This window comes from Maricaulis sp. (assembly GCF_017643475.1).
Classification (GTDB): domain Bacteria; phylum Pseudomonadota; class Alphaproteobacteria; order Caulobacterales; family Maricaulaceae; genus Maricaulis.
Genome location: NZ_JAEPNI010000003.1, coordinates 53,549 through 74,832 on the forward strand (window position 1 = coordinate 53,549; position 21,284 = coordinate 74,832).

Consider the following 21,284-nt stretch of genomic DNA (forward strand, 5'->3'; position numbering starts at 1 on the left):
TCAGAGTAATCCCCGTCCGCGGGCCTCGCCAGCATTGATCCGAACCGGGTTCGCTGCTAGGAGAAAAATCGAATTCCGCAAATTCGTTCACACGCGAAGAAAGTCACGCCCATGCCTGCAACAGCTTATGATGTTATCGTTATCGGTGGTGGTCCCGGCGGCTATGTCGCCGCGATCCGGGCAGCCCAGCTGGGCATGAAGGTGGCCGTCGTCGAGCGGGAGCATTTGGGTGGTATCTGTCTGAACTGGGGCTGTATCCCGACCAAGGCCCTTTTGCGGACCTCCGAGGTCTATCATCTCATGCAGCACGCGTCTGATTTCGGTCTAAAGGCAGAGAAGATCAGTTACGACATCGAGGCAATCGTCAAACGCTCGCGCGGTGTTGCCAACCGCCTCTCGAGCGGGATCGGCATGCTTCTGAAAAAGAACAAGGTCGACGTGATCGAGGGTGAGGCCAAGCTGAGCAAGGGCGGCGTGGCTCCGAACGTCGTTGTGGCCGGCAAGTCCTACTCTGCCAAACACGTCATCCTGGCCACGGGAGCCCGGGCGCGCACCGTGCCGGCAGCAGGACTTGAGCCGGACGGTGACAAGATCTGGACCTATCGTGAAGCCATGGTGCCCAAGGAGATGCCGAAATCTCTGCTGGTCATCGGTTCGGGCGCGATCGGGATCGAGTTCGCGAGTTTCTACAAGACGATGGGCGCGGATGTAACTGTTGTCGAAATGATGGATCGTGTCCTGCCGGTCGAGGATGAGGAAATTTCCAAGCTCGCTGCGAAGGCTTTCAAGAAACAGGGCATGAATCTGATGACAGGAGCCCAGGTCGAAAAGCTCGACAAGGGCCCCAAGACCGTCAAGGTTCACGTCAAGGACGCCAAGGGCAAGGTCCAGATTGTCGAGGTCGAGAAAGTCATCCTGGCGATCGGTATTGTCGGCAATGTCGAGAATCTCGGCCTTGAAGCGCTGGGTGCCAAGGTCGACCGTGGCCATATCGTCAATGATGGTTTCGGACGCACCAATGTAAAAGGCCTCTATGCCATCGGTGATGTCGCCGGGCCGCCCTGGCTGGCCCACAAGGCGTCTCACGAAGGTGTGGTCTGTGTTGAGAAGATCGCCGGCCTCGATGTTCACGCCTTCGAGACGTCGAATATCCCGGGATGTACGTATTGCCACCCGCAGGTCGCTTCGGTCGGTCTCACCGAGGCCAAGGCTAAGGAAGCCGGCTACGACATTAAGGTTGGTCGGTTCCCCTTTGTGGGTAACGGCAAGGCTATCGCGCTGGGTGACGACCAGGGCTTGGTGAAGACGATTTTCGACAAGAAAACCGGTGAACTCCTGGGCGCTCACATGATCGGTGCGGAAGTCACCGAGATGATCCAGGGTTATGTCGTTGCGCGTCAGCTGGAAACGACCGAGGAAGACCTCATGCACACTGTCTTCCCGCACCCGACCTTGTCGGAAATGATGCACGAAAGCGTCCTCGACGCCTATGACAAGGTCATCCACATGTAGGAGTTCGGGGCAGGGGATGTGTTCAGGAGCATTCCCTGCATGCAAAATCGTCTCCGCATGCATCATAGGGTCTGAAAGCACACCCTGCGGAGGACATCATGTTGCGCAATCTGGCGATAATCACGGTTTCGGCCCTGGCCGTATCAGCCTGCACCTATTCCAGCTATGGTCCGGATGAGCACCGTTCCGTTGAATCTGCCGGACTGGTTTCCTCACGCAATGTCGATGTAACCGGAGATGCCGAGTTTGCCGGCATGATCGTGCGTGCTGACGGTGATATTGATGGCGATCTGGACGTGGCGGGTGCCACAGTGCGTTCCAACGCCGACGTCGGCGGCAATCTCTCAGCTGCCGGAGCACGTCTTCGGTTCAACGGAACTGTCGCGGGTGATGCCGAAATCGCTGCTGCCACTGCGCATGTCGATGCGATCATCGAAGGCCATACGGAAATTGCCGCGGCACGACTGCGTCTGGATGGTGAAATGCGCGGCCCGGTCGAGATCGCGGCCTCTCGCGCCACGATTCGCGGTCGTTTTCTCCAGGGCTTCGAATTTGAGGGGCATGGGAACCGCAAGAGCGGTGACCTGACGCTGGCGGGTGAATTTCTGGGCGGTGGAGCCATTTGTTCAACCGAGATCGAAATCACCAGCGCCGCGCGTTTCGAGGGCGATTTTCTCTTTGTCTCGGACAGCCGGCCGGATCGCTTGCCGTCCGGCGCGGAGTTCATTGATCTCGACGGACGCGATTGCGAGAAATTCGAACACGAACGTTTCAGTCGCCACGGCTAGGAACTGACAACATCAAAAGAAAAGGCCCGGATTGTCCGGGCCTTTTAGTGTCTGCATCTTTCAAGCGCTACTGCGCTGGCTCGGGCTCGACGGCTGTGACCGGTGGTTCGGCCATCGCCTCGTTTACCATGGCCTGGACACGGCCGTAATTGGTCTTGCCGGTTCCAAGAACAGGGATCTCGTCGACAATCACGATCTTCTTGGGCACTGCGAGCTCGGTCACGCCATGATTTTTCGCGAAGGCCAAAAAATCAGCGCGCCCGGCATTCTTGTAGGTGGTCAGCAGAATGATTTGCTCTCCCTTGCGCTTGTCCGGGATCGCAGCTGCTGCATGCATGCTGTCGGGCCAAAGCGATGTTGCGCAATTTTCGACAACAGCGAGAGAGACCATTTCCCCACCAAGCTTGGCAAAGCGTTTGACCCGGCCGCGGATTCTGAGAAAGCCCTCGTCATCGATCGCCACGATATCACCCGTGTCGTGCCAGCCGTCCGCCGGTTCTTCCAGAACCAGGGGCGCTGACGGGCGGATATAGCCACGCATGATATTGGGCCCTGAGATGTGAAGCTGTCCGCCATCATCAATTCCATTGACGGGAATCAGCTTTGCCTTGGCGCCAGGCAGGAGGCGACCAACGGTGCCAGGTTTGTTCGCGTCGGGCTGGTTCACGGCAAGCACCGGGGCCGCTTCGGTCAGGCCATAGCCTTCAACAATATCGACCTCGAACTTGTCCTTGAGCATGGTGCGGGTCTCGTCCTTGACGCGCTCGGCACCGCACACCGCCATGCGCAGGCTGGACAAATCCTTCTTGTCGGCCGCGCGGGCGTATTGATTGATAAAGGTGTCAGTGGCGAACAGGATCGTTGCGCCTGTTTCGGCAACCCGTTTGACGATGGTCTTTGCCTGCAGCGGCGTCGGGTGACAGATCGCCGGTATGCCCAGGTTGATTGGTAACAGAACCCCGCCCGTCAGGCCGAAACTGTGGAAGGTCGGCATCGGGTTGAAAAGCACATCTGTTGGCAGAAGCGTGATGTGATCACGGACCTGTTCAACATTGGCCAGCAGATTGGCGTGGCTGAGCACCACGCCCTTCGGCTGCCCCTCGGTACCGGATGTGAAGAGGTAGACTGCTGCGTCATCAGGATCAGGCCATGCGCGGACCGCCCAGGGCGCGATCGTTCCAACTGCAGCCGCAATCTTGTCCTTGATGCTCAGATTCTCACGGACATCCTCGAGATAGATCATCTCATGGTCAGCCGCCAGCGACTCTTCGAGCGCCTGCAATTCGCCGAGTTCAATGAAGCGGTGCGCTGTCACGATGCGTTTGCATTTGCTGGCTATACAAGCGGACTTAATCGCCGCCTCGCCCGCAGTGAAGTTCAGCATAGCCGGCACACGGCCATAGGCGGAGACTGCGAAGATAGATACGATTGCACCAACCCCGGTTGGCAGCAGGATCGCGACGGCTTCGCCCTTTTCAGTGCCCGCCTTGAGAGCATGACCGAGAGCAAATGCAGCCTGAATCAGTTCGTTGTAGCTGAGCTCGCGTCCATCCGCGTCGATCGCGGCAACCTTCTTGCCACCGTAACGGCCGCGTGATTGCAGCAGGCCTTCGAATATTGACTTGCGGATGCGGTTCTCGTCGAACTTGTCACCCTCGTAAATCTTGTCGGCCGGTTGCTCGATTGCCGTCGCAATCGGTTCACCAGCGGCAGAATCAACCGCCATTCAATCCTCCCGGAAGTCCGCCATTCTAATGTTTTAGCGGCACACTTTTGATTGCTGGATATTACTGCGAACCGGCGGGGAGGGAAGAGCTGAGTGCCATTCCAGTTTGTGGACTAAAGCGCATTATCTCGGAAAACATTAAATATTTATCGTTTATCAAAAAATTTCTTGATATCGTTTTTCGATAATGTAAGTTCCCAATGAATGCTGGGGAGCGTCTAAAACATCGCAGTAGCGACTGCGAACTTAGGAGATTCAAATGCGTAAGGCCCTGATCGCAACCGCGTCAATGCTGGGAGCGACCCTTCTTTCCGGTTGCGTCATCGTTGTTGGCGACGACGATAGCAAAAGCTTCAATCCGGAAGTGCGACGTGATGGATATCTTGTTTTGGACCGCAGCGGCGATTTCAGCCGAATCGGCGGTGATATTGATCTGCGCGGACAGCTCGGCGGCGATCTGAATCTGGTCAGCGGTGATGTCACGGCAGACGACCTGCAGGTCGGCGGCGGCGTGTCCATCGCTGCAGGTGACGTGGATTTCAGCGGCCGCGTGTCGAACGATGTGGCCATCGCCGGTGGCGACGTCAATTTTGACGGCATTGGCGAAGAAGATGTCGAGATCGCTGCGGGTGATCTCTTTGTGGCCGGCCAGGTGGGCCGGGACGGTTCCTTTGCGGCGGGGGACATGCTGATCGAAGCGTCGATCGGGCGTGACCTCAACGCGCATGCGGACCACATGATTATTCGCAGCACCGTCGACGGAGAAGTCGAGCTGGTGGCTGCCAAGGAAATTCGCCGTCGTCGCAGGAACGATCCGGAGCACGGCCTGATCGTTATCTCTGGCGAGTTGCGTGGCGGTGGAGAAGTGTGCGGCATCACGATCGAGTTTGAACGTGGCGCCTCGGTAGGCGAAAGCCTGACGGTCTGGGCTGAAAACGAGCCTGATTCGTCGGATGTTCGGGGACGATCAAACATTTCCTATATTCCGCGTGATGGCGTCGATTGCGACGACCTGATCGACTGAATTCAATTCGAAAACCTGTCTGCCGGGGGGCACAGGGAGCGAGACGCATGAATATTAGACATATACTGACGGCCGGGGGGCTGGCCGTCCTGACGTTGGGATCTTCAGCCGGCGCCCAGGTTATTGGCGGCGACCTGAACATCAATGGCTCCAGCGACGATGTGCACTTCTTCGGCGGTCAGATGCGCATCAATGGAGAGATTGACGGCGATATCTTCGCCATCTCCGGTGATGGCGAGATCGACGCTACGGTGAACGGTAATCTCGAGGTCTTCGGTGGTGATCTGGAGCTTCATGGTCTGGTCATGGGCGATGTGGACCTGGCTGGCGGCGATATCGAAGTCACAGCCGAAATCCGCGAAACGATCAATGTCGGCGGTGGCAGCCTGCAGATCAGCGGCCCGGTGCACGGGGAGCTGAATGCAGCTGGTGGCAGTGTGGAAATAGGATCCACAGTAGGTGATGACGCCCATATTGCTGGCGGTTACATCCGCCTGACGGATGCGAGCTCGATCGCAGGCAAAGCGGAGATAATCGGTGCTGAAGTCCATATGGATGGGCGCTTTGAAGGCCGAATCTCGATCGAAGCCGAGGAAGTTGTGCTCTCGGGCCGTTTCCTCGATGAAGTCGAGATTCTTGCTGAAGACGTACGCGTCGCCGCTGGTGCGGAGTTCTCGGCGCCGTTGCGGGTTCGTGGCCCGTCCGAGCCCGTGATCGAAGCGGGTGCGGTCGTTCCGGATGATTCCTACGAAGAAGAAGGGTTCAATTTTGGAGCCCGTCACTGGAACAAGGTCGATTTCCAAATCGACGGTCCAGTCAGACTAATGGGCTCTCCTGAGAAGTTTTTCGGAGCGACATTCTACGGGCTTTCATTCCTTCTCGGGGTGTTTGCAGTGCTCCTGACCCCACGCGGTGTCGGCAAGATTGCGCGGACCTTCCGGTCTCGTCCGATCGCTTCCATGGTGCTCGGTTTTGTCGCTATTCCGATGTCGATCGTTGCAATGGTGATGTTGACGGTACTTCTGGCGATAACAATTATCGGTATTCCGCTCATACTTTTGGTCTGGCCGCTTTATCCCTGGGTAATGCTGCTTGGTTTTGCATTCGGTGGGATCGTGATTGGAGACCTCATCTTCAATCGCAGCCACGCGGAACGCGGATTGGGTTTGGCGATGCGATCACTGTCCTTGTTGTTGGTACTGGTCGCGCTCTTTGCTCTTTCGCAAGTTGGCGCCATTGGAATCCCGGTCGCGTTCCTGACCTGGGCCGCAGGTCTTGGCGCCTGGATGCTGTCCTTTGGTAACAAGAATCAGGACGAGACATCCCAACGCTCCGAGCCGCCGCGCCGTGACCCGGAACCGGAAATTGAAGCCGAGCCAGACCCGGCATAATTTCAATCATGACATTTCAGTCAGGTGGGCTGGTGCCCGCCTGACTGACCCTATACGCTCCGCCGCCGAGGGAACTAGCCTGCTCTAGAAACGAGGCGAGGGGAAATGCGTACACTTTCACTTATTGCATTGGCTGCATCCGTCGCGAGCTTCAGTCTCGCGGATGCCCAGCCAATCCGACAGACATCCAGCGATTGGCGGGATGCCTTCCGTCAGCTCGAAGACGAGGATTGGCCGTCTCCGAACCGCGAACGCCGTGCCACCGGCGCGCCGGGTCCGGACTACTGGCAGCAGGATGTCGATTACGACATCGATGTTCACCTGAACGAGCGCACGGATGTCCTGACGGCGACCGAGACCGTCACCTATACAAACAATGCTCCGGACACGCTGGACTTCCTCTGGTTCCTGCTGGACCAGAACCGTTTCCGTCCCGACAGCATGGCGAATGTCACGGCCACGGCTGGAAATGGCGCTCCGGATGGTGTTTCCGCGTATTCCATGCGTCGCCGCCAGATGATCGAAGAGAATGGCTACGGTTTCAACGTCACCGCAGTCACGGATGCGAATGGCGAGCCGATGGATTTCACTATCGTCGACACGCTCATGCGTATCGATCTGGATGATGTCCTGGAAACCGGCGACAGCGTCACTTTCACGATCGAGTGGAATTATCGCCTTGTCGAGGCGCTTCGTATTGGCGGACGGGCCGGCAAGGAGTGTTTTGAGGAGACTGAGGATACGGGCGCGGACTGCATTTTCCAGGTTGCTCAGTGGTTTCCGCGTGCTGCTGTCTTTTCCGACTATGAAGGCTGGCACAACAAGGTCTTCCTGGGTGCCGGTGAATTCGGCCTGGAATTTGGCGACTATAATGTCTCCATCACCGTGCCGCAGGACTTCATCGTTGCTGCCACGGGTGAACTGACCAATGGCGAAGAGGTTCTGACCCAGGCGCAGCGTGAGCGTCTCGCCGAGGCCCGCACCGCAGATGAGCCGGTCTTCATCGTGACGCCTGCCGAGGCCCGCGCCAATGAACGCCGTGGTACACGGTCCGAGGCGACTTGGGAGTTTGCCGCGGCCAATGTCCGCGATTTCGCTTTCGCGGCATCCCGCAAGTTTATCTGGGACGCTCAGGGGATCGAGCAGGACGGTGAGGGCGATGCCCCTGATCTCGTTATGGCGATGTCCTTTTATCCGAACGAGAGCGAGCCGCTCTGGTCCACTTTCTCCACACGGGCTGTTGAGCATACGCTGAACGTCTACAACGATTTTGCCTTCCCGTATCCGTACCCGACAGCGCAGTCCGTTGCCGGTCCGGTTGGCGGTATGGAATACCCGATGATCACCTTCAATGGTGGCACCTATGGTCGTCCGACCGTGGATAGTGATGGCAACATGACCTATTCTCGTCGTGCCCGTAACGGCCTGATCGGTGTGATTATCCACGAGATTGGCCACATCTATTTCCCGATGGTCGTCAATTCCGACGAGCGCCAGTGGACCTGGATGGATGAAGGCCTGAACTCCTTCCTCGAATACCAGGCCGAGCGCCAGTGGGAAGAAGACTGGGTGATGCGTCGCGGCGATCCGCACTCCGCAGTGACCTATATGACGTCGTCCAATCAGATGCCGATCATGACGCAGTCTGACTCGATCCGTCAGTTTGGCTGGAATGCCTATGGCAAGCCGACCGTCGCGCTGAACATTCTGCGTGAGACGATCATGGGTCGCGAGCTGTTTGACGAGGCTTTCCGTACCTATTCCCGTCGCTGGCGTTTCAAGCGTCCGACGCCGTATGATTTCTTCCGCACGATGGAAGAGGTTTCCGGTATGGATCTCGACTGGTTCTGGCGTGGCTGGTTCTACTCCACCGACCATGTCGATATCTCCATCGACAACGTCACCGAGGGAATGTTCAACACCGAAAATCCGGAAATCGAGAACGCACTGGATCGTGCTGCCGATGAAGCGCGTGGCGAAAGCCGGACCCAGGCCTACAATATGGCTGAAGGCATTCGCTTCTACGCCGAGGACAATCCGGAAGTCGTCGACTTCTATTCCTCGCGTGATGTTCACACGGTGACCAATCGCGAGCGTGAAGCCTATGAGCGTTTCCGCGACGGTCTGGAAGATTATGAGCGTGACATCCTGGATAGCGGCGATCGTATCTATTACATCGAGCTGTCGAACCAGGGCGGCCTCGTCATGCCGGTCATCCTGGAATTCACCTTTGCAAACGGAAACACCGAGCTCGTTCGCATCCCGGCCGAAGTCTGGCGTTACAACCCGGCGAACATCACCTGGTCCTACATCACCGATCAGGAGGTCGTTTCCGTCGAGCTGGACCCGCTGCACGAGACCGCTGATGCTGATCGTTCGGATAACCATTATCCGCCGCGCATTGAGCCGACCCGTCTGGAGCTTTACCGTTCCGGTCAGGGCTCCCGCTCCAACATGATGAGCGATATGGACCGCCGCGTGAGCCGCGACAGCGTCCGCACGCGTTCGGAGTAAGATGAGCAAGCTTCGACTGATACTCGCAGTAATGGCAGGAGCCGTCCTCGTGACGGCTCCTGTTCAGGCTCACCGCATGAAAGCCGGCGCGACCGAGATCGCGGTCAATGAACGCACCGGCGAAATGGAAATCATCCACCGGGTCTACGCCCACGACCTTCTTGAGGCGCTGGGAAACCTGGAACTGGATGAGACCGAACTCCTCTCCTCACAATCCGGCCTTGCGCAGATCGAGCAACTTGTACGCGCGGAGTTTCGCGTGGCTGAGGGAGACGGCCGGCTGCTTGAGCTGACCTATGTTGGCGCCGAGCTGGACGGCGAGTTCGCCTGGATCTATTTCACCGCTTCGGCGCCAGAAGATACGTCCAGCTTTGTGGTCGATAATGACATTCTCTCGAACGCGTTCGAGGACCAGGTCATGATGACCAATTTCCGTTTCAACTCTGATGTTCGCACCGCGATGCAGGGGCCTGGCCGACGCGATCCGATCCGCGTCCGCTTCACGCAATAACGTCCCGACACCGGGATTGTCTCAAGGGGATTTGGGGAAATGCGCAATCTAGCCATTGCCATGCTTGTCACGAGCGTGGGTTTTGCCGCCGTGGCGGAGGCTCAGCCTATCCGTCAGACGTCCAGCGACTGGCGCGACGCCTTTCGTCAGATGGAAGACGAGGACTGGCCGACACCCAATGATGAACGCCGCGCGACGGGAGCGCCGGGACCGGCCTACTGGCAGCAACAGGTAGACTACGTTATCGAGGCGCGTCTGGACGAGAACTCCCACGTGATCACGGGCGCGGCGACGGTGACCTACACCAATAACGCGCCGGACACGCTGGATTTCCTCTGGTTCCACCTCGACCAGAACCGCTTCCGTCCGGACTCCATCGCGGTAATGACCGAGACGATTGGTGGCGGTGAACGTGCCAGTTCGCGCCTTGGCCGCATCTCGACCGATGGTATCGCCGCGCGGGCTTTCAATCGCCGGCGCCTTGTTCGAGAGAACGGCTATGGCCAGAACATCACGGGTGTGACTGCAGCCGATGGGGAGACATTGGAATTCACCATCGTCGACACGCTGATGCGGGTGGATCTGGAAACGCCACTGGAAACCGGTGACAGCGTCACTTTCACCATCGACTGGAACCATCGTCTGCTGGAAACCCTGTGGGCCGGTGGCCGGGGTGGTGTCGAGTGTTTTGACGATTACGACAATTCAGGTGGCGATTGTATTTTCCAGGTCGCGCAATGGTATCCACGAGCGGCTGCCTTTACAGATTTCGAGGGTTGGCACAACAAACCCTTCCTCTCTCGTGGTGAGTTCACGCTGGAGTTTGGCAATTACGATGTTTCGCTGACGGTTCCGCAGGACTTCATTGTTGCCGCGACAGGCGAGATCCAGAATGCCGACGAGGTTCTGACCGAAGAGCAGAGAACACGCCTGGAACAGGCACGCACGGCAGACGAGCCGATGTTCATTGTGACCCCGGAAGAGGCACAGCAGAACGAACGCCGTGGTACGCGCTCCGAGCGCACCTGGCGTTTTGCCGCCGAGAATGTCCGCGACTTTGCCTGGGCAGGGTCGCGCAAATTCATCTGGGATGCCGTTGGTATCGAGCAGGACGGGCAGGGCGAGGCACCGGACCTGGTCATGGCGATGTCCTTCTATCCGTTTGAAAGCGAGCCGCTCTGGTCGACGTTCTCGACCCGCGCTGTCGAGCATACGATCAATGTCTATAACGAGTTTGCCTTCCCTTACCCGTATCCCACAGCGCAATCGGTAGCGGGACCGCAGGGTGGCATGGAGTATCCGATGATCACCTTCAATGGTGGTACATTTGGACGCCCGACGATCGATGATGATGGCAATATCACCTATTCCCGCGGCGCCCGGAACGGTCTTGTTGGGGTGATCATCCACGAGATTGGTCACATCTATTTCCCGATGATTGTCAATTCCGACGAGCGCCAGTGGACCTGGATGGATGAAGGCCTCAACTCCTTCCTCGAGGACATCGCAAAGCTTCGCTGGGAAGAGGATTTTGTTGGCCGCAAACGCTCCGACGTCCAGTGGATCACGGGTTACATGACCTCGCGCAACCAGCAGCCGATCATGACCCAGTCAGATAGTGTTCGGAGCATCGGCGCGAATGCTTACTCCAAACCGTCGGTCGGCTTGTTCATCCTGCGCGAGACGATTATGGGTCGCGAACTGTTTGACGAGGCTTTCCGGACCTATTCCCGTCGCTGGCGTTTCAAGCGTCCGACGCCGTATGATTTCTTCCGCACCATGGAAGAGGTCTCGGGGATTGATCTCGACTGGTTCTGGCGTGGATGGTTCTACTCCACCGATCATGTCGATATCTCCATCGACAACGTCACCGAGGGTATGTTCAACACCGAAAATCCGGAAATCGAGAACGCGCTGGATCGCGCCTCAGACGAGTCCCGCGGCGAAAGCCGGACCCAGGCCTACAATATGGCTGAGGGCATCCGCTTCTACGCCGATGACAATCCGGAAGTCGTCGACTTCTATTCCTCGCGGGATGTTCACACCGTGACCAATCGCGAGCGTGAAGCCTATGAGCGTTTCCGCGACGGTCTGGAAGACTATGAGCGTGACATCCTCGATAGCGGCGACCGTATCTATTACATCGAGCTGTCCAATCTGGGCGGTGTGGTCATGCCGGTGATCCTGGAATTCACCTTCGCAAACGGAAACACCGAGACAGTACGCATTCCCGCTGAGGTCTGGCGTTATGACCCGGCGAACATCACCTGGTCCTACATCACGGATCAGGAGGTTGTTTCCGTCGAGCTCGATCCGCTGTTTGAAACCGCCGATGCGGATCGGTCCAACAATCACTATCCGCCGCGCATCGAGCCAACGCGTCTGGAGCTCTATCGGTCCGGTCAGGGCTCCCTCTCGAACATGATGAGCGACATGGATCTGCGTGTCTCACGAGACAGCATCGAAACCCGAGAGGAATAGCAAAAAGCCCGGCTCAAGCGAGCCGGGCTTTTCACTTCCGGGGGGAGGTCTGGATCAGTCCACGAAACGCGTCCGGATCCAGTCGGAAATCAGATCGAGCGTTTCTGGGTCAAAAGTCGTTTCGATCTGGGCGTATTCAGCAATCGTGCCGGTCTGTGCGGGCTGGAACATGTGGTTGAGCCCATAAAGTTCCAGGATGGTAGCATCAGGGTTTCCGGCCAGCCCCTCACGCAGACCTGCCAGATTGGATGCGGCAGGGACTTGCAGATCCATGGAACCAACTACTGCCAGTACGGGTTGCTCAACAGCCTGCAGATAGGGCAGCGGGTCGTGATTGAGGAATTGCACATACCAGTCCCGCGTGATCTGGGTCAGGAAGAGCTCCTTCTGGTCGGCCGGAACGCTCAGTGACGTCAAAAATTCCTCGGTCAGGAGCGGTGTGACTCGTGCCCGTACATCGGCGCCGTCATGGGCCTGTTTGGCCTCATCTGTCATCACCTGAAGTGCACTGACCATAGCGGCGACATCCTCATCGGAACCACCGGACGCGCGGGCGATAAGGCCGGCTTGTTCCAGCACGATCTCCTGGCCGGTCGTGCCGGGGCCAGCGAGCAAAACAAGGAAGTCAGGTGCGCCGTCCAGGTTCGCCATCAGCGGCGCGATCAGCCCGCCTTCACTGTGACCGATCACACCAACTTTGGACGTGTCCACACCCGGCTGCGCGCGTAGCCAGCGCAGGACTGCCATGGCGTCGCTGGCAAAGTCATGTGACGTGCCTGTTGCAAAGTCTCCGGTCGATTCTGCAAATCCGCGGTCATCATAACGAAGAACCGCGACCCCCTGGCGGGTAAGATGATCGGCGAGAACGGCGAACGGGCGGTGGTCCCAGATGCTCTCGTCACGGTCCTGGGGGCCAGATCCTGAAACGAGAATGACGGCCGGCACAGGCTGGCTGCCACGCGGCATGGTCAGGGTCCCGGCCAGGCTCACGCCCTCTGCTTCAGGATTATCGATACGCACTTCGGAAATCTCATAGGGAAAAGGCGCTTGCGGTGTTTGCGGGCGTGTTGGAGCAACCACCTGCATGGCTGTGCGGGTGAATTCCAGCGCCACATCCGGAAAGCCCGGGCGGGTCCAGTCGCCACGCAGAACGCCTGCGTCAGCATCGAGCACCGCCGAATAAGTTACATTGGCCATCGGGATGCGCAGGTCAACGCGGTCGCCGTCTCGGCTCAGACCAGTCACCGGAATGTCGTAGACGCCCTGGTCAACACTATCCAGCGTGGCCGAGGTGCCGTGTGCTCCGGTCTCGATATTCAGCACGAGGTTCAAGAGCGTGCCCTCACGATCGAGCAACGCTTCCCAGCGTCCGTCCAGCCCTTCGATGATCAGTGCAACGGGCGCTTCGTCAGCGGCGGAAAAATTGAGCGCCAGCGTCATGCCTTGCTGAAACTCGCCCTCATACAGATTCGTTTCCGCGTTCCAATCGCCGGAGTATTGCGCGCCCATATTGGCGATCGAAAAGCTGAGACTTTCATCGTCCAGTGCGACTGTCGTAACGGGAATATTCTGACCCGGTGCCTGGTCCAGGCTTTCAAGGAATGCGGTCTGGTTACCGTCCTGGTCCTCGCTCACCTTGAGCAGGAGCCGCAGGGAGCCGGCGGGCGTGTCCAGCGTGCCAATCCAGTTGCGAGTGGCCTCCTGGGCGAGGGCAGGCAAGCTGATGAGGGCGGATAGGATCAGGGGCAGTAACACCCTGGTCAGGTGTAAAATGAAGGGCATGGGAATTTCCTTTTGGCATGGCTCCGCCGGTCGTGTGCCCGAAGGCACACGTTATTGAGGCAGAGTGAAAGTTGGGGAGGGTTAGTTTTTGGAGCGGTAGAGGCTTGCGGCTGATGCGACCACGACGATGACGCCGGAGAAGAGCACGGCCATTGCGGCAGGCATGGCCCATTCGATCGGCGCGAAAGCCCAGATCAGTGTGTAGGCCAGAGCCGTCAGAACAAACATGCGTCCTGCAAAGCGTGCCTGCGCCTGGGCACGTTCAGGTGAACAGCCAGCATCCTGCAACGCGATGGGGCGTTTGGGCGCGGCATTTCCGTAGAGCAGAAATATGACACCGAACAGAACACCCAGGATGCGTTGTTCCATCGCATCGCCGAGAGCCTCGGTGATCCCGAAGGAAACCACCAGCGTAAATGCAAGGGGAACAGCCATCAGCAACCCAGCGGCAGAGATGGACCATCGGATCGCGGCTTGGTTCTCATAGAAGCGTTCATCACGCTCTTGATTGCGTTTCTTGATCTCGATCACCGTCCAGGCGACGGGCAGGAACAGCGCGGCAATCATGAAGGCGATCAGACCTTCCGGTTCACGATAAGCGGCGATCGCGCCGAGGCTGAACGTCAGGACCACCATGGCCATGGGGCCGAAAATGGAATTCGAAGTACGGCTCATTGTCCGGTCTCCTCTTTGTCTTTTTCTTCCGTCGGGCTGCCCAGGCCAAAGGCGGCAGCAAAACCGAGAAGGGCGTCTTCGAGCACAGAAAGCTTGATCCGATAGATCACGCTCTTTCCGTCCTTGGTGGCGTCCACAAGGTTGGCGTCCTTGAGGACTGTGAAATGCGCCGACATGGTCGGTTTGGAGACGTCGAACTCAGCGGCCAGTTCACCAGCGGTCATCGGACGCTCCCTGAGGAGTTCCAAGACACGCCGCCTTGTGGGGTCCGAGAGGGCTTTGAATACATTGCTCATGATTAGACGATTAGCTAATCGACGAATTGAAGTCAAGAACAATTCGAAAAATATCTAACTAAGATAATGGCCGGTATTCGGGCAGGGACGGATGACAACGCTTGATGTCCGCCGCTGCTGGGCTTATTTGCGGGGCATGGCCAATCTGATCGATACGTCTTCGCGTGAATCTGCCGCGTCCGCGCGCGCCGCTCGCCACCCTGAAAAACAAAAGCGTCCGGACACCCCGGTGCTGCGCAAGCCGGACTGGATCCGGGTCAAGGCGCCGCTAGGCAAGACGTTCTCTGAGACCCAGAAAATCGTCAAGGATGGCGGTTTGGTCACGGTTTGTGAGGAAGCCGGTTGTCCGAATATCGGTGAATGCTGGGAACAGAAACACGCCACGTTCATGATCCTGGGCGACACCTGCACGCGAGCGTGCTCGTTCTGCAATGTTAAAACGGGTCTGCCAGCCCCTGTCGATCATGATGAGGCGCGCCGTGTCGCCGATGCCGTGGCTGAGATGGGGCTCAACCATGTGGTCATCACGTCAGTGGACCGGGATGACCTGGATGATGGCGGCGGGCAGCATTTTGTCGATGTGATCAATTCCATCCGCGAGGCGGCGCCGCAGACGACGATCGAGATCCTTACACCGGACTTCCTGCGAAAGGATGGCGCCGCGGAAATGGTGATCGACGCCAGACCGGATGTGTTCAACCACAATCTGGAAACGGTCCCGCGCCTCTATCTCTCCATCCGTCCGGGCGCGCGCTATTATCACTCGCTGCGTCTGCTGGAACGTGTAAAGGAACGCGATCCGAACCAGTTCACCAAGTCCGGCATCATGGTCGGTCTGGGTGAGACCAAGGAAGAGGTCATGCAGGTGATGGACGATATGCGTTCAGCCGGCATCGATTTCCTGACGATCGGCCAGTATCTCCAGCCGACCCGCAAACACGCAGCGGTCGAGCGGTTTGTAACGCCGGATGAGTTCAAGGCCTATGAAACCATCGCCCGCGCCAAGGGGTTCCTGATGGTGTCGGCCACGCCGCTGACACGGTCCAGCCATCACGCCGGTGATGATTTCGCCAAGCTGAAAGCCGCGCGCGAACAGGCGGTGAACCGCTAGTGGCGACAGTCGTCCGTGAACACCTGCGGCTCTTTCACACCGCGGACGAGCTCTTCGGGCTGGTGCTGGATGTGCGGTCCTACCCACAGTTTATCAGTCAGATCACGGCCCTTCGTGTCCTTGAAGAGAGCGAAGGTGATCTGACCGCAGAGGCGCGTGTGCGCTATAAATTCGTGGCAGAGAGTTTCACCAGCCGCGTACGCTCCGATGCTGGCGCTCTCAGCATAGATGTAAGTTTCGTTTCCGGACCGTTTCGCACCCTGATCAATAACTGGCGTTTCCATCCGCTCAGCGACGGGTCCTGCCTGGTTGATTTCTACATTGAGGCTGAATTCAAGATTGGCATGTTGCAAATGCTGCTTGAAGCCAACAAGGCCCGGGCCGGGCATGTTCTGATCAAGCGCTTCAGCGATGAAGCGGGCCGTCGCTTCGGGCCGTCGGGCAATCCTGAGCTTGATCTAACCGAAGAAATCGACGCCCTGATCCAGCAGGCCTAGCGCAGTCAGGACGGCGCAGCGGCGGACTTCGCCACGCCCCCGGTCTCCAAAGCGTTCCACCTGTGAAATGACGGTGCGGCCACGAATTGCCAACCCGAAGTGCACTAATCCGGCAGGCTTGTGAGCGGTGCCACCCGGTCCAGCGATACCGGTGATCGAAACCGCAATATCCGCGTTGGATTTCAGAAGGGCGCCTTCTGCCATCCGGCGCGCGACCTCACGCGATACGGCGCCATTGGAGACGATCACTCGGGCCGGAATGCCGAGCATTTCTGTCTTGGCTTCATTGGAATAGGTCACGAATGTACGGTCGACCACATCAGAAGAGCCTTCGACATCGGTCATCAGTGAACTGACCAGCCCGCCGGTACAGCTCTCCGCTGTTGTGATCATGACGCCTGCGGTTCGAGCCCGTGCGAGCAGGGCGTCGGCCCGAGTGATAAGTTCAGTGTCAAACATCATCTGGCATCCGCGCGGTTACGATAGCCTGGGCGGCAACGCCCTCCCGGCGGCCGGTAAAGCCCAGCTTCTCCGTCGTTGTTGCCTTGATATTGACACGACGCACGGCGAGGCCAAGCAATCCTGCCACCCGGGCACGCATCTCCTCACGATAGGGGCCCACCTTGGGGCGCTCGCAGATCAGCGTCACATCAGCGTTCACAAGCTCCCCGCCAGCATTTTTCAACAGCTGGCAGGCATGTTCGAGAAACCGATCGCTCGGCGCACCTTTCCATTGCGGGTCAGTCGGCGGGAAGTGCTGGCCAATATCACCTTCGCCTGCAGCGCCAAGAATGGCGTCGGTCAGAGCATGCAGCCCGACATCAGCATCGGAATGCCCAACCAGGCCGAACTCCTGATCAAGCCGTACACCGCACAGATACATGTGATCGGATGCTTCCAGGCGATGCACATCAAATCCCTGGCCGGTTACATAGGTCATGTCTGGTTTCCCAAGCATCGTCTTGGCGCGTTCGAAATCGGCCGGTGTGGTCAGTTTGAAATTATCCGAGCTGCCGTCAACCAGCGTGACCTTCAATCCCGCGGCGAGCGCGACTGAGGCATCGTCATGCGCCGCGCCATCACCATGTGCCTTGTAGGCGTTCATCAGTGCGCCATAGTGAAAGCCTTGCGGTGTCTGGGCGGCACGCAGTTGATCCCGGTCAACACTGGCCTGCATGACGCCATGTTCATGCGCAAGAATGGCATCGGCCAGGGGCAGAACCGGCAGGGCAGCCGGGGTGTCCTCCAGAGCCGTGATCACGGAGGATATGATTTCGTGGCTGACGAACGGCCGGGCTGCGTCATGGATGAGAATTTTATCGGGCGCCTCTGATTCCAGTGTCGCCAGACCAGCCAGCACCGAGGCTGTGCGTGTTGCACCACCCGGTACATATCGGTGGTCACCCTGGATCGAGGCATAGAAGCCTTGGTCGGCAGGATTGATCACAACGACTATTGGGCCAATGTCCGGGTGCGCAGAAAACACCTCAAGCGTCCGTTCAAGCACGGTTTTTCCTGCCAGTTGCCGATATTGTTTGGGCACACCGCCACCGGCGCGTTCTCCCCGTCCGGCAGCGACCAGAATGGCGGCAGTTTTCATGTGACAGTCCCGTGCATTGCCGCAGTGCAGCAAAATCGTTAGCGTTATCGCGACGCGAGCGCGAAAGAGGCTGTCACCTAACATGAGCTTTTCAGTCGGCAAACATGTGATCGACGTGCCAGCAATCCTGGCTCCGATGTCCGGCGTGACGGATCTGCCTTTCCGTCGTCAGGCCCAGGCTTTTGGTGCAGGAGCCGTCGTGTCTGAAATGGTGGCTAGCGACGCCCTGGCCGCCGGTCGCCGTGACATGGTGCGCAAGGCGGCCAGCGATGCCAGTCTAAATCCACGCATCATCCAGCTTGCAGGTCGAGAAGCCCACTGGATGGCGGAAGGTGCGAAGATCGCTGAAGACGCAGGCGCTGATATCGTTGACATCAACATGGGCTGTCCTGCGCGCCAGGTGACGAAAGGATTGTCTGGCTCGGCCCTGATGCGTGATCTCGATCATGCGATGACCCTCATTGAGGCGACGGTGACGGCCACAACCTTGCCGGTGACATTGAAAATGCGTCTTGGATGGGACCATGCCAGCCTGAATGCAGCCGAGTTGGCCCTGCGCGCGCAAAATGCCGGGATCCAGCTGGTTACGGTGCACGGCCGTACTCGCCAGCAATTCTACAAGGGTGAAGCGGATTGGGCGGCTGTTCGGCCGGTGCGTGACGCGATTGATATTCCGCTGGTCGTCAACGGTGATATCTGTTCACTGCACGACGCTCGTGAAGCTATGAAGCAATCCGGTGCCGACGCTGTGATGATCGGACGGGCGGCCCAGGGTCTGCCTTGGCTGGTTGGGCAGATCGGTGCTGAAATGCTGGGAAGGCCTCTTGCGGTAAGCTGGGACGAGAAATGTTCCGCGCTGAGTGAACAGTTCCGGGAGGCGCTAGATTTCTATGGCGAAGCGCTGGGTATTCGCATGATGCGCAAACATTTCTCTTCCTTTGTTGATGTCGAATATCGTCGCGCTGCCGAAGATTCACGTCGAGCCCTCAAGAACATTCTGTGCCAAAGCTTCGACCCGGCAGAAGTCGAGGCGTGTCTTGCAGGGCTTGAAGAGCCGGAGCAGGCCGTGGCGGCATGACCCAGCACACGCTCGATCATCCTGCCCAGCTAGCCGCCGAGGTCTTGCCCTTTCCGCTGATCGTCTTTGATGATCTCAAGCGCGTGCTCTGGCTGAACACGGCGGGACAGGAATGGTTGGGAGTCTCCTCCAGGAAACTCTCCAAGCGTGGTCTGGACGCAATTCACCCCGCCTACTCACGTATCGCGGACCCTGTTTTCCAGGCTATTGATACCGGGCAGTCGGTGATCCTCCGCGAAGTGGAGATTGCCGGCGCCCAGTATGATCTGAGTGCGAGTTATGATCACGAGGTCGGCGCGACAACTTTATGCGTTCTTCCCGCTCCCGCTCCGCGCCGCCAGGAACACCAGGCCGCACTGGGTTTTGGCAAGATGCTGGCCCATGAGCTTAAAAATCCGCTGGCGAGTATCCGAGGCGCAGCGCAATTGCTTGAACCGAGTGTGTCCGGTGAGGATCGCGATCTTCCCCAGACCATCATCGAGGACGTTGACCGCATCACCAGCCTTGCCAATCGCTGGAGCAGTATCGGGGATGTTGAGCTGCAGGCAGACGAACCGGTCAATCTGAACCGTGTCTGTGTCGAGGCTTTCGAGCGATTGGCGCGTTCCAGCAGTCTGGCTGACGACCTGATCATCGAGCAGTTCGATCCGTCTCTGCCCCAGGGTCGCGGTGATGTTCTCCTGCTGCAGCAGGTCGTTCTCAATCTATTGCAGAATGCACTGGACGCCCTGGAAGACACGGACAGGCCGCGGATACGTGTCGAGACCTACTACGACGCGCTTGACCGAGGCGCGGACGGTTCGAGACCGGCGCCTTTGGTGATCGCCGTACGCGACAACGGGCCGGGCGTGTCCGCGGAACTGCGAGGGTCGCTGTTCACTCCCTTTGTGACGACAAAGCCCGCGGGTGAGGGGCTCGGACTCTCCTTCTGCGCCCGTATTGCCCAATTGCATGGTGGGCGATTGGATTATGAATCAACGCCCAGTGCCACATCCTTCTACCTGAAACTTCCAGCTGATCGCCGAGGATAAGATGCCAGCCAAGATCATCCTGCTCGAAGATGACGAAAGCCTGCGCAAGATCGTGGCGCGCAGCCTGTCCTCCACAGGTCATGAAGTGCGGGCGACCGGTTCGATCGAGACAGCGCGCGGCTGGTTGCAGGATGGCGGTGTCGATCTCTTGCTGACCGATGTGCTGCTGGATGGTGTGAATGTGTTTGAACACCTGCCCATGCTCAAGCGCCTGGCGCCGAGCATGCCCGTTATCGCGATGAGCGCGCAGACCACGGCGAAAACCGCAATCGGTGCTTCCAAGGTGGGGGTGTTTGACTATCTCCCAAAACCTTTCGACCTGGAGGTGTTGCGCGACACGGTGGCCGGTGCGCTAAAGAAGTCGAGCAAGTCACTCCGGCCTCGGGAGCGCCAGACCGAAGCGGGGCTGGCCGGCCGCTCTTCAGAGATGCAGCCGAGCTTCAAGGCCATCGGCATGGCGGCGCGCAGCCGGGCCAATGTTCTCATTTCGGGGGAAGCCGGGACAGGTAAACGCACCGCAGCAGAAACGCTCTTTGATGCGCGCGGGATTGCCCGGGGCGAGGTGCGTGTTCTGACGCCTTCGCATGCTCCGAAGGAGATTTTCGAGGCCTGTCAGACCGTGTCCCACCATCTCTGGCTTCGGCTTGATGAGTGGGATGAACGCCAGCTGGGCGCAGGGCTTGATGGGCTCGATACCGGGCAGGCGCTGGTCGTGGCGACGTATACGCCTGGCCAGGCTGAGCTAAGCGGACGCCTGCAGGCACGTCTCGGCGAAAGCCGTGTGGATCTGCCGCCTTTGAGACAGCGCCGAGACGATATTCCCGCATTGTGCCAGGCTTTTCTGGCTGAATTTGCTCACCGCGACGGGCGCGAGCCCCTGGTCCTGCCAGCCCCCATCATCGAACAACTGCAAGGCCATGACTGGCCGGGCAATTCAGCCCAGTTGCGGGCCGTTCTCTCGCGGCTCTCCGTGGCCTGCCAGTCCGGCAGCCTCTCCGTTGAGAGTGTCACGGAGGAACTCTCCCGCGCAGATCGTGACACGCCATCTCGTGCCGAAGGGGACCCGTTCGCTGCAGTCGCGCGCTTCATGAACACCAATGGCATCAGTCGCCAGGACGGTGTCGACCTGCTCGACAAGGCACTCATCCTGCAGGCACTGGAAGTCGAGAGTGGTAATCAGTCCCGCGCCGCTGCCCGGATAGGCGTCAATCGCAACACACTGGCGCGGCGGATGGCCGAGCTCGGCCTGCGCTAACCATGTGGCAGC

Annotated in this window: 18 protein-coding genes; 12 read left to right on the top strand and 6 right to left on the bottom strand. The window is 58.7% G+C overall.

Annotated features, from left to right (window positions below; translation table 11 throughout):
- The first annotated feature begins 111 nt into the window (after window positions 1-111).
- The gene (lpdA, locus tag JJ889_RS11705) at window positions 112-1,512 is read left to right on the top strand and encodes a dihydrolipoyl dehydrogenase (RefSeq protein ID WP_291895308.1); all 1,401 of its coding nucleotides are present in this window, start codon (window positions 112-114) and stop codon (window positions 1,510-1,512) included.
- Window positions 1,513-1,610: 98 nt separating this feature from the next.
- Window positions 1,611-2,300 carry a polymer-forming cytoskeletal protein gene (locus JJ889_RS11710; protein WP_291895311.1) on the top strand — a complete coding sequence of 230 codons (690 nt, stop codon included), beginning with the start codon at window positions 1,611-1,613 and terminating at the stop codon, window positions 2,298-2,300.
- Between the two features lie 67 nt (window positions 2,301-2,367).
- Here the strand turns inward: JJ889_RS11710 and JJ889_RS11715 are convergent, their stop codons facing one another.
- Entirely contained in the window at window positions 2,368-4,026 is a 1,659-nt protein-coding gene (locus tag JJ889_RS11715; RefSeq protein WP_291895313.1) for an AMP-binding protein, read from the bottom strand.
- 259 nt (window positions 4,027-4,285) lie between these two features.
- Between JJ889_RS11715 and JJ889_RS11720 the strand changes: the two genes are divergently transcribed.
- The 5 genes from JJ889_RS11720 (at window position 4,286) to JJ889_RS11740 (ending at window position 11,947) form a co-directional block, all read left to right on the top strand.
- Entirely contained in the window at window positions 4,286-5,050 is a 765-nt protein-coding gene (locus JJ889_RS11720; protein WP_291895315.1) for a hypothetical protein, read from the top strand.
- A 47-nt stretch (window positions 5,051-5,097) separates the two neighbouring features.
- On the top strand, window positions 5,098-6,441 hold the full coding sequence (locus JJ889_RS11725) for a hypothetical protein (RefSeq protein ID WP_291895317.1): 1,344 nt from the start codon (window positions 5,098-5,100) through the stop codon (window positions 6,439-6,441).
- 105 nt (window positions 6,442-6,546) lie between these two features.
- The gene (locus JJ889_RS11730) at window positions 6,547-8,955 is read left to right on the top strand and encodes a M1 family metallopeptidase (protein ID WP_291895320.1); all 2,409 of its coding nucleotides are present in this window, start codon (window positions 6,547-6,549) and stop codon (window positions 8,953-8,955) included.
- Between the two features lie 49 nt (window positions 8,956-9,004).
- Window positions 9,005-9,466 carry a DUF6702 family protein gene (locus JJ889_RS11735; protein ID WP_291895322.1) on the top strand — a complete coding sequence of 154 codons (462 nt, stop codon included), beginning with the start codon at window positions 9,005-9,007 and terminating at the stop codon, window positions 9,464-9,466.
- 39 nt (window positions 9,467-9,505) lie between these two features.
- Window positions 9,506-11,947 (top strand): M1 family metallopeptidase, encoded by a 2,442-nt coding sequence (locus JJ889_RS11740; RefSeq protein WP_291895325.1) that lies wholly within the window; start codon window positions 9,506-9,508, stop codon window positions 11,945-11,947.
- 54 nt (window positions 11,948-12,001) lie between these two features.
- Here the strand turns inward: JJ889_RS11740 and JJ889_RS11745 are convergent, their stop codons facing one another.
- From JJ889_RS11745 to JJ889_RS11755, 3 genes are all read right to left on the bottom strand, one after another.
- Window positions 12,002-13,729, bottom strand: a complete 1,728-nt coding sequence (locus JJ889_RS11745; protein ID WP_291895327.1) for an alpha/beta fold hydrolase — start codon at window positions 13,727-13,729, stop codon at window positions 12,002-12,004.
- Window positions 13,730-13,810: 81 nt separating this feature from the next.
- Window positions 13,811-14,404, bottom strand: coding sequence for a hypothetical protein (locus JJ889_RS11750; RefSeq protein WP_291895329.1), 594 nt, complete (start codon window positions 14,402-14,404; stop codon window positions 13,811-13,813).
- Window positions 14,401-14,700, bottom strand: a complete 300-nt coding sequence (locus JJ889_RS11755; protein WP_291895965.1) for an autorepressor SdpR family transcription factor — start codon at window positions 14,698-14,700, stop codon at window positions 14,401-14,403. Before JJ889_RS11755 ends, JJ889_RS11750 begins: the two co-directional genes overlap by 4 nt.
- Before the next feature lie 136 nt (window positions 14,701-14,836).
- Here JJ889_RS11755 and lipA point away from each other — a divergent pair, with 136 nt between their 5' ends.
- Both lipA and JJ889_RS11765 read left to right on the top strand, forming a co-directional pair.
- The gene (gene lipA / locus JJ889_RS11760) at window positions 14,837-15,811 is read left to right on the top strand and encodes a lipoyl synthase (protein WP_366940120.1); all 975 of its coding nucleotides are present in this window, start codon (window positions 14,837-14,839) and stop codon (window positions 15,809-15,811) included.
- A complete protein-coding gene (locus JJ889_RS11765) occupies window positions 15,811-16,308 on the top strand; it encodes a type II toxin-antitoxin system RatA family toxin (protein WP_291895334.1) in 498 nt (165 codons plus the stop codon). The genes lipA and JJ889_RS11765 overlap by 1 nt, the downstream gene beginning before the upstream one ends.
- On the opposite strand, the gene JJ889_RS11770 is transcribed toward JJ889_RS11765, so the two are convergent.
- Together JJ889_RS11770 and JJ889_RS11775 are read right to left on the bottom strand one after the other, a co-directional pair.
- Window positions 16,270-16,770, bottom strand: a complete 501-nt coding sequence (locus JJ889_RS11770) for a CinA family protein (RefSeq protein ID WP_366940101.1) — start codon at window positions 16,768-16,770, stop codon at window positions 16,270-16,272. The two genes, JJ889_RS11765 and JJ889_RS11770, sit on opposite strands and share 39 nt — an antisense overlap.
- Complete coding sequence (locus tag JJ889_RS11775) at window positions 16,760-17,908, bottom strand: bifunctional 2-C-methyl-D-erythritol 4-phosphate cytidylyltransferase/2-C-methyl-D-erythritol 2,4-cyclodiphosphate synthase (RefSeq protein WP_291895340.1); 1,149 nt, start codon at window positions 17,906-17,908, stop codon at window positions 16,760-16,762. Before JJ889_RS11775 ends, JJ889_RS11770 begins: the two co-directional genes overlap by 11 nt.
- A gap of 82 nt (window positions 17,909-17,990) precedes the next feature.
- Between JJ889_RS11775 and dusB the strand changes: the two genes are divergently transcribed.
- From dusB to JJ889_RS11790, 3 genes are read left to right on the top strand one after another with little or no spacing between them, the layout of a single operon-like run.
- Window positions 17,991-18,986, top strand: a complete 996-nt coding sequence (gene dusB / locus JJ889_RS11780) for a tRNA dihydrouridine synthase DusB (RefSeq protein ID WP_291895343.1) — start codon at window positions 17,991-17,993, stop codon at window positions 18,984-18,986.
- The gene (locus JJ889_RS11785) at window positions 18,983-20,017 is read left to right on the top strand and encodes an ATP-binding protein (RefSeq protein WP_291895347.1); all 1,035 of its coding nucleotides are present in this window, start codon (window positions 18,983-18,985) and stop codon (window positions 20,015-20,017) included. Before dusB ends, JJ889_RS11785 begins: the two co-directional genes overlap by 4 nt.
- Window position 20,018: 1 nt before the next feature.
- Window positions 20,019-21,272 (top strand): response regulator, encoded by a 1,254-nt coding sequence (locus JJ889_RS11790; RefSeq protein ID WP_291895350.1) that lies wholly within the window; start codon window positions 20,019-20,021, stop codon window positions 21,270-21,272.
- Window positions 21,273-21,284: the final 12 nt, after the last annotated feature.

What these genes read in the sequence shown, in the direction of transcription:
- lpdA (WP_291895308.1), top strand. Translation starts at nt 112, where the DNA reads ATGCCTGCAACAGCTTATGATGTTATCGTTATCGGTGGTGGTCCCGGC.
- JJ889_RS11710 (WP_291895311.1), top strand. Translation starts at nt 1,611, where the DNA reads ATGTTGCGCAATCTGGCGATAATCACGGTTTCGGCCCTGGCCGTATCA.
- JJ889_RS11715 (WP_291895313.1), bottom strand. Translation starts at nt 4,026, where the DNA reads ATGGCGGTTGATTCTGCCGCTGGTGAACCGATTGCGACGGCAATCGAG.
- JJ889_RS11720 (WP_291895315.1), top strand. Translation starts at nt 4,286, where the DNA reads ATGCGTAAGGCCCTGATCGCAACCGCGTCAATGCTGGGAGCGACCCTT.
- JJ889_RS11725 (WP_291895317.1), top strand. Translation starts at nt 5,098, where the DNA reads ATGAATATTAGACATATACTGACGGCCGGGGGGCTGGCCGTCCTGACG.
- JJ889_RS11730 (WP_291895320.1), top strand. Translation starts at nt 6,547, where the DNA reads ATGCGTACACTTTCACTTATTGCATTGGCTGCATCCGTCGCGAGCTTC.
- JJ889_RS11740 (WP_291895325.1), top strand. Translation starts at nt 9,506, where the DNA reads ATGCGCAATCTAGCCATTGCCATGCTTGTCACGAGCGTGGGTTTTGCC.
- JJ889_RS11745 (WP_291895327.1), bottom strand. Translation starts at nt 13,729, where the DNA reads ATGCCCTTCATTTTACACCTGACCAGGGTGTTACTGCCCCTGATCCTA.
- JJ889_RS11750 (WP_291895329.1), bottom strand. Translation starts at nt 14,404, where the DNA reads ATGAGCCGTACTTCGAATTCCATTTTCGGCCCCATGGCCATGGTGGTC.
- JJ889_RS11755 (WP_291895965.1), bottom strand. Translation starts at nt 14,700, where the DNA reads ATGAGCAATGTATTCAAAGCCCTCTCGGACCCCACAAGGCGGCGTGTC.
- lipA (WP_366940120.1), top strand. Translation starts at nt 14,837, where the DNA reads ATGGCCAATCTGATCGATACGTCTTCGCGTGAATCTGCCGCGTCCGCG.
- JJ889_RS11770 (WP_366940101.1), bottom strand. Translation starts at nt 16,770, where the DNA reads ATGATGTTTGACACTGAACTTATCACTCGGGCCGACGCCCTGCTCGCA.
- JJ889_RS11775 (WP_291895340.1), bottom strand. Translation starts at nt 17,908, where the DNA reads ATGAAAACTGCCGCCATTCTGGTCGCTGCCGGACGGGGAGAACGCGCC.
- dusB (WP_291895343.1), top strand. Translation starts at nt 17,991, where the DNA reads ATGAGCTTTTCAGTCGGCAAACATGTGATCGACGTGCCAGCAATCCTG.
- JJ889_RS11785 (WP_291895347.1), top strand. Translation starts at nt 18,983, where the DNA reads ATGACCCAGCACACGCTCGATCATCCTGCCCAGCTAGCCGCCGAGGTC.
- JJ889_RS11790 (WP_291895350.1), top strand. Translation starts at nt 20,019, where the DNA reads ATGCCAGCCAAGATCATCCTGCTCGAAGATGACGAAAGCCTGCGCAAG.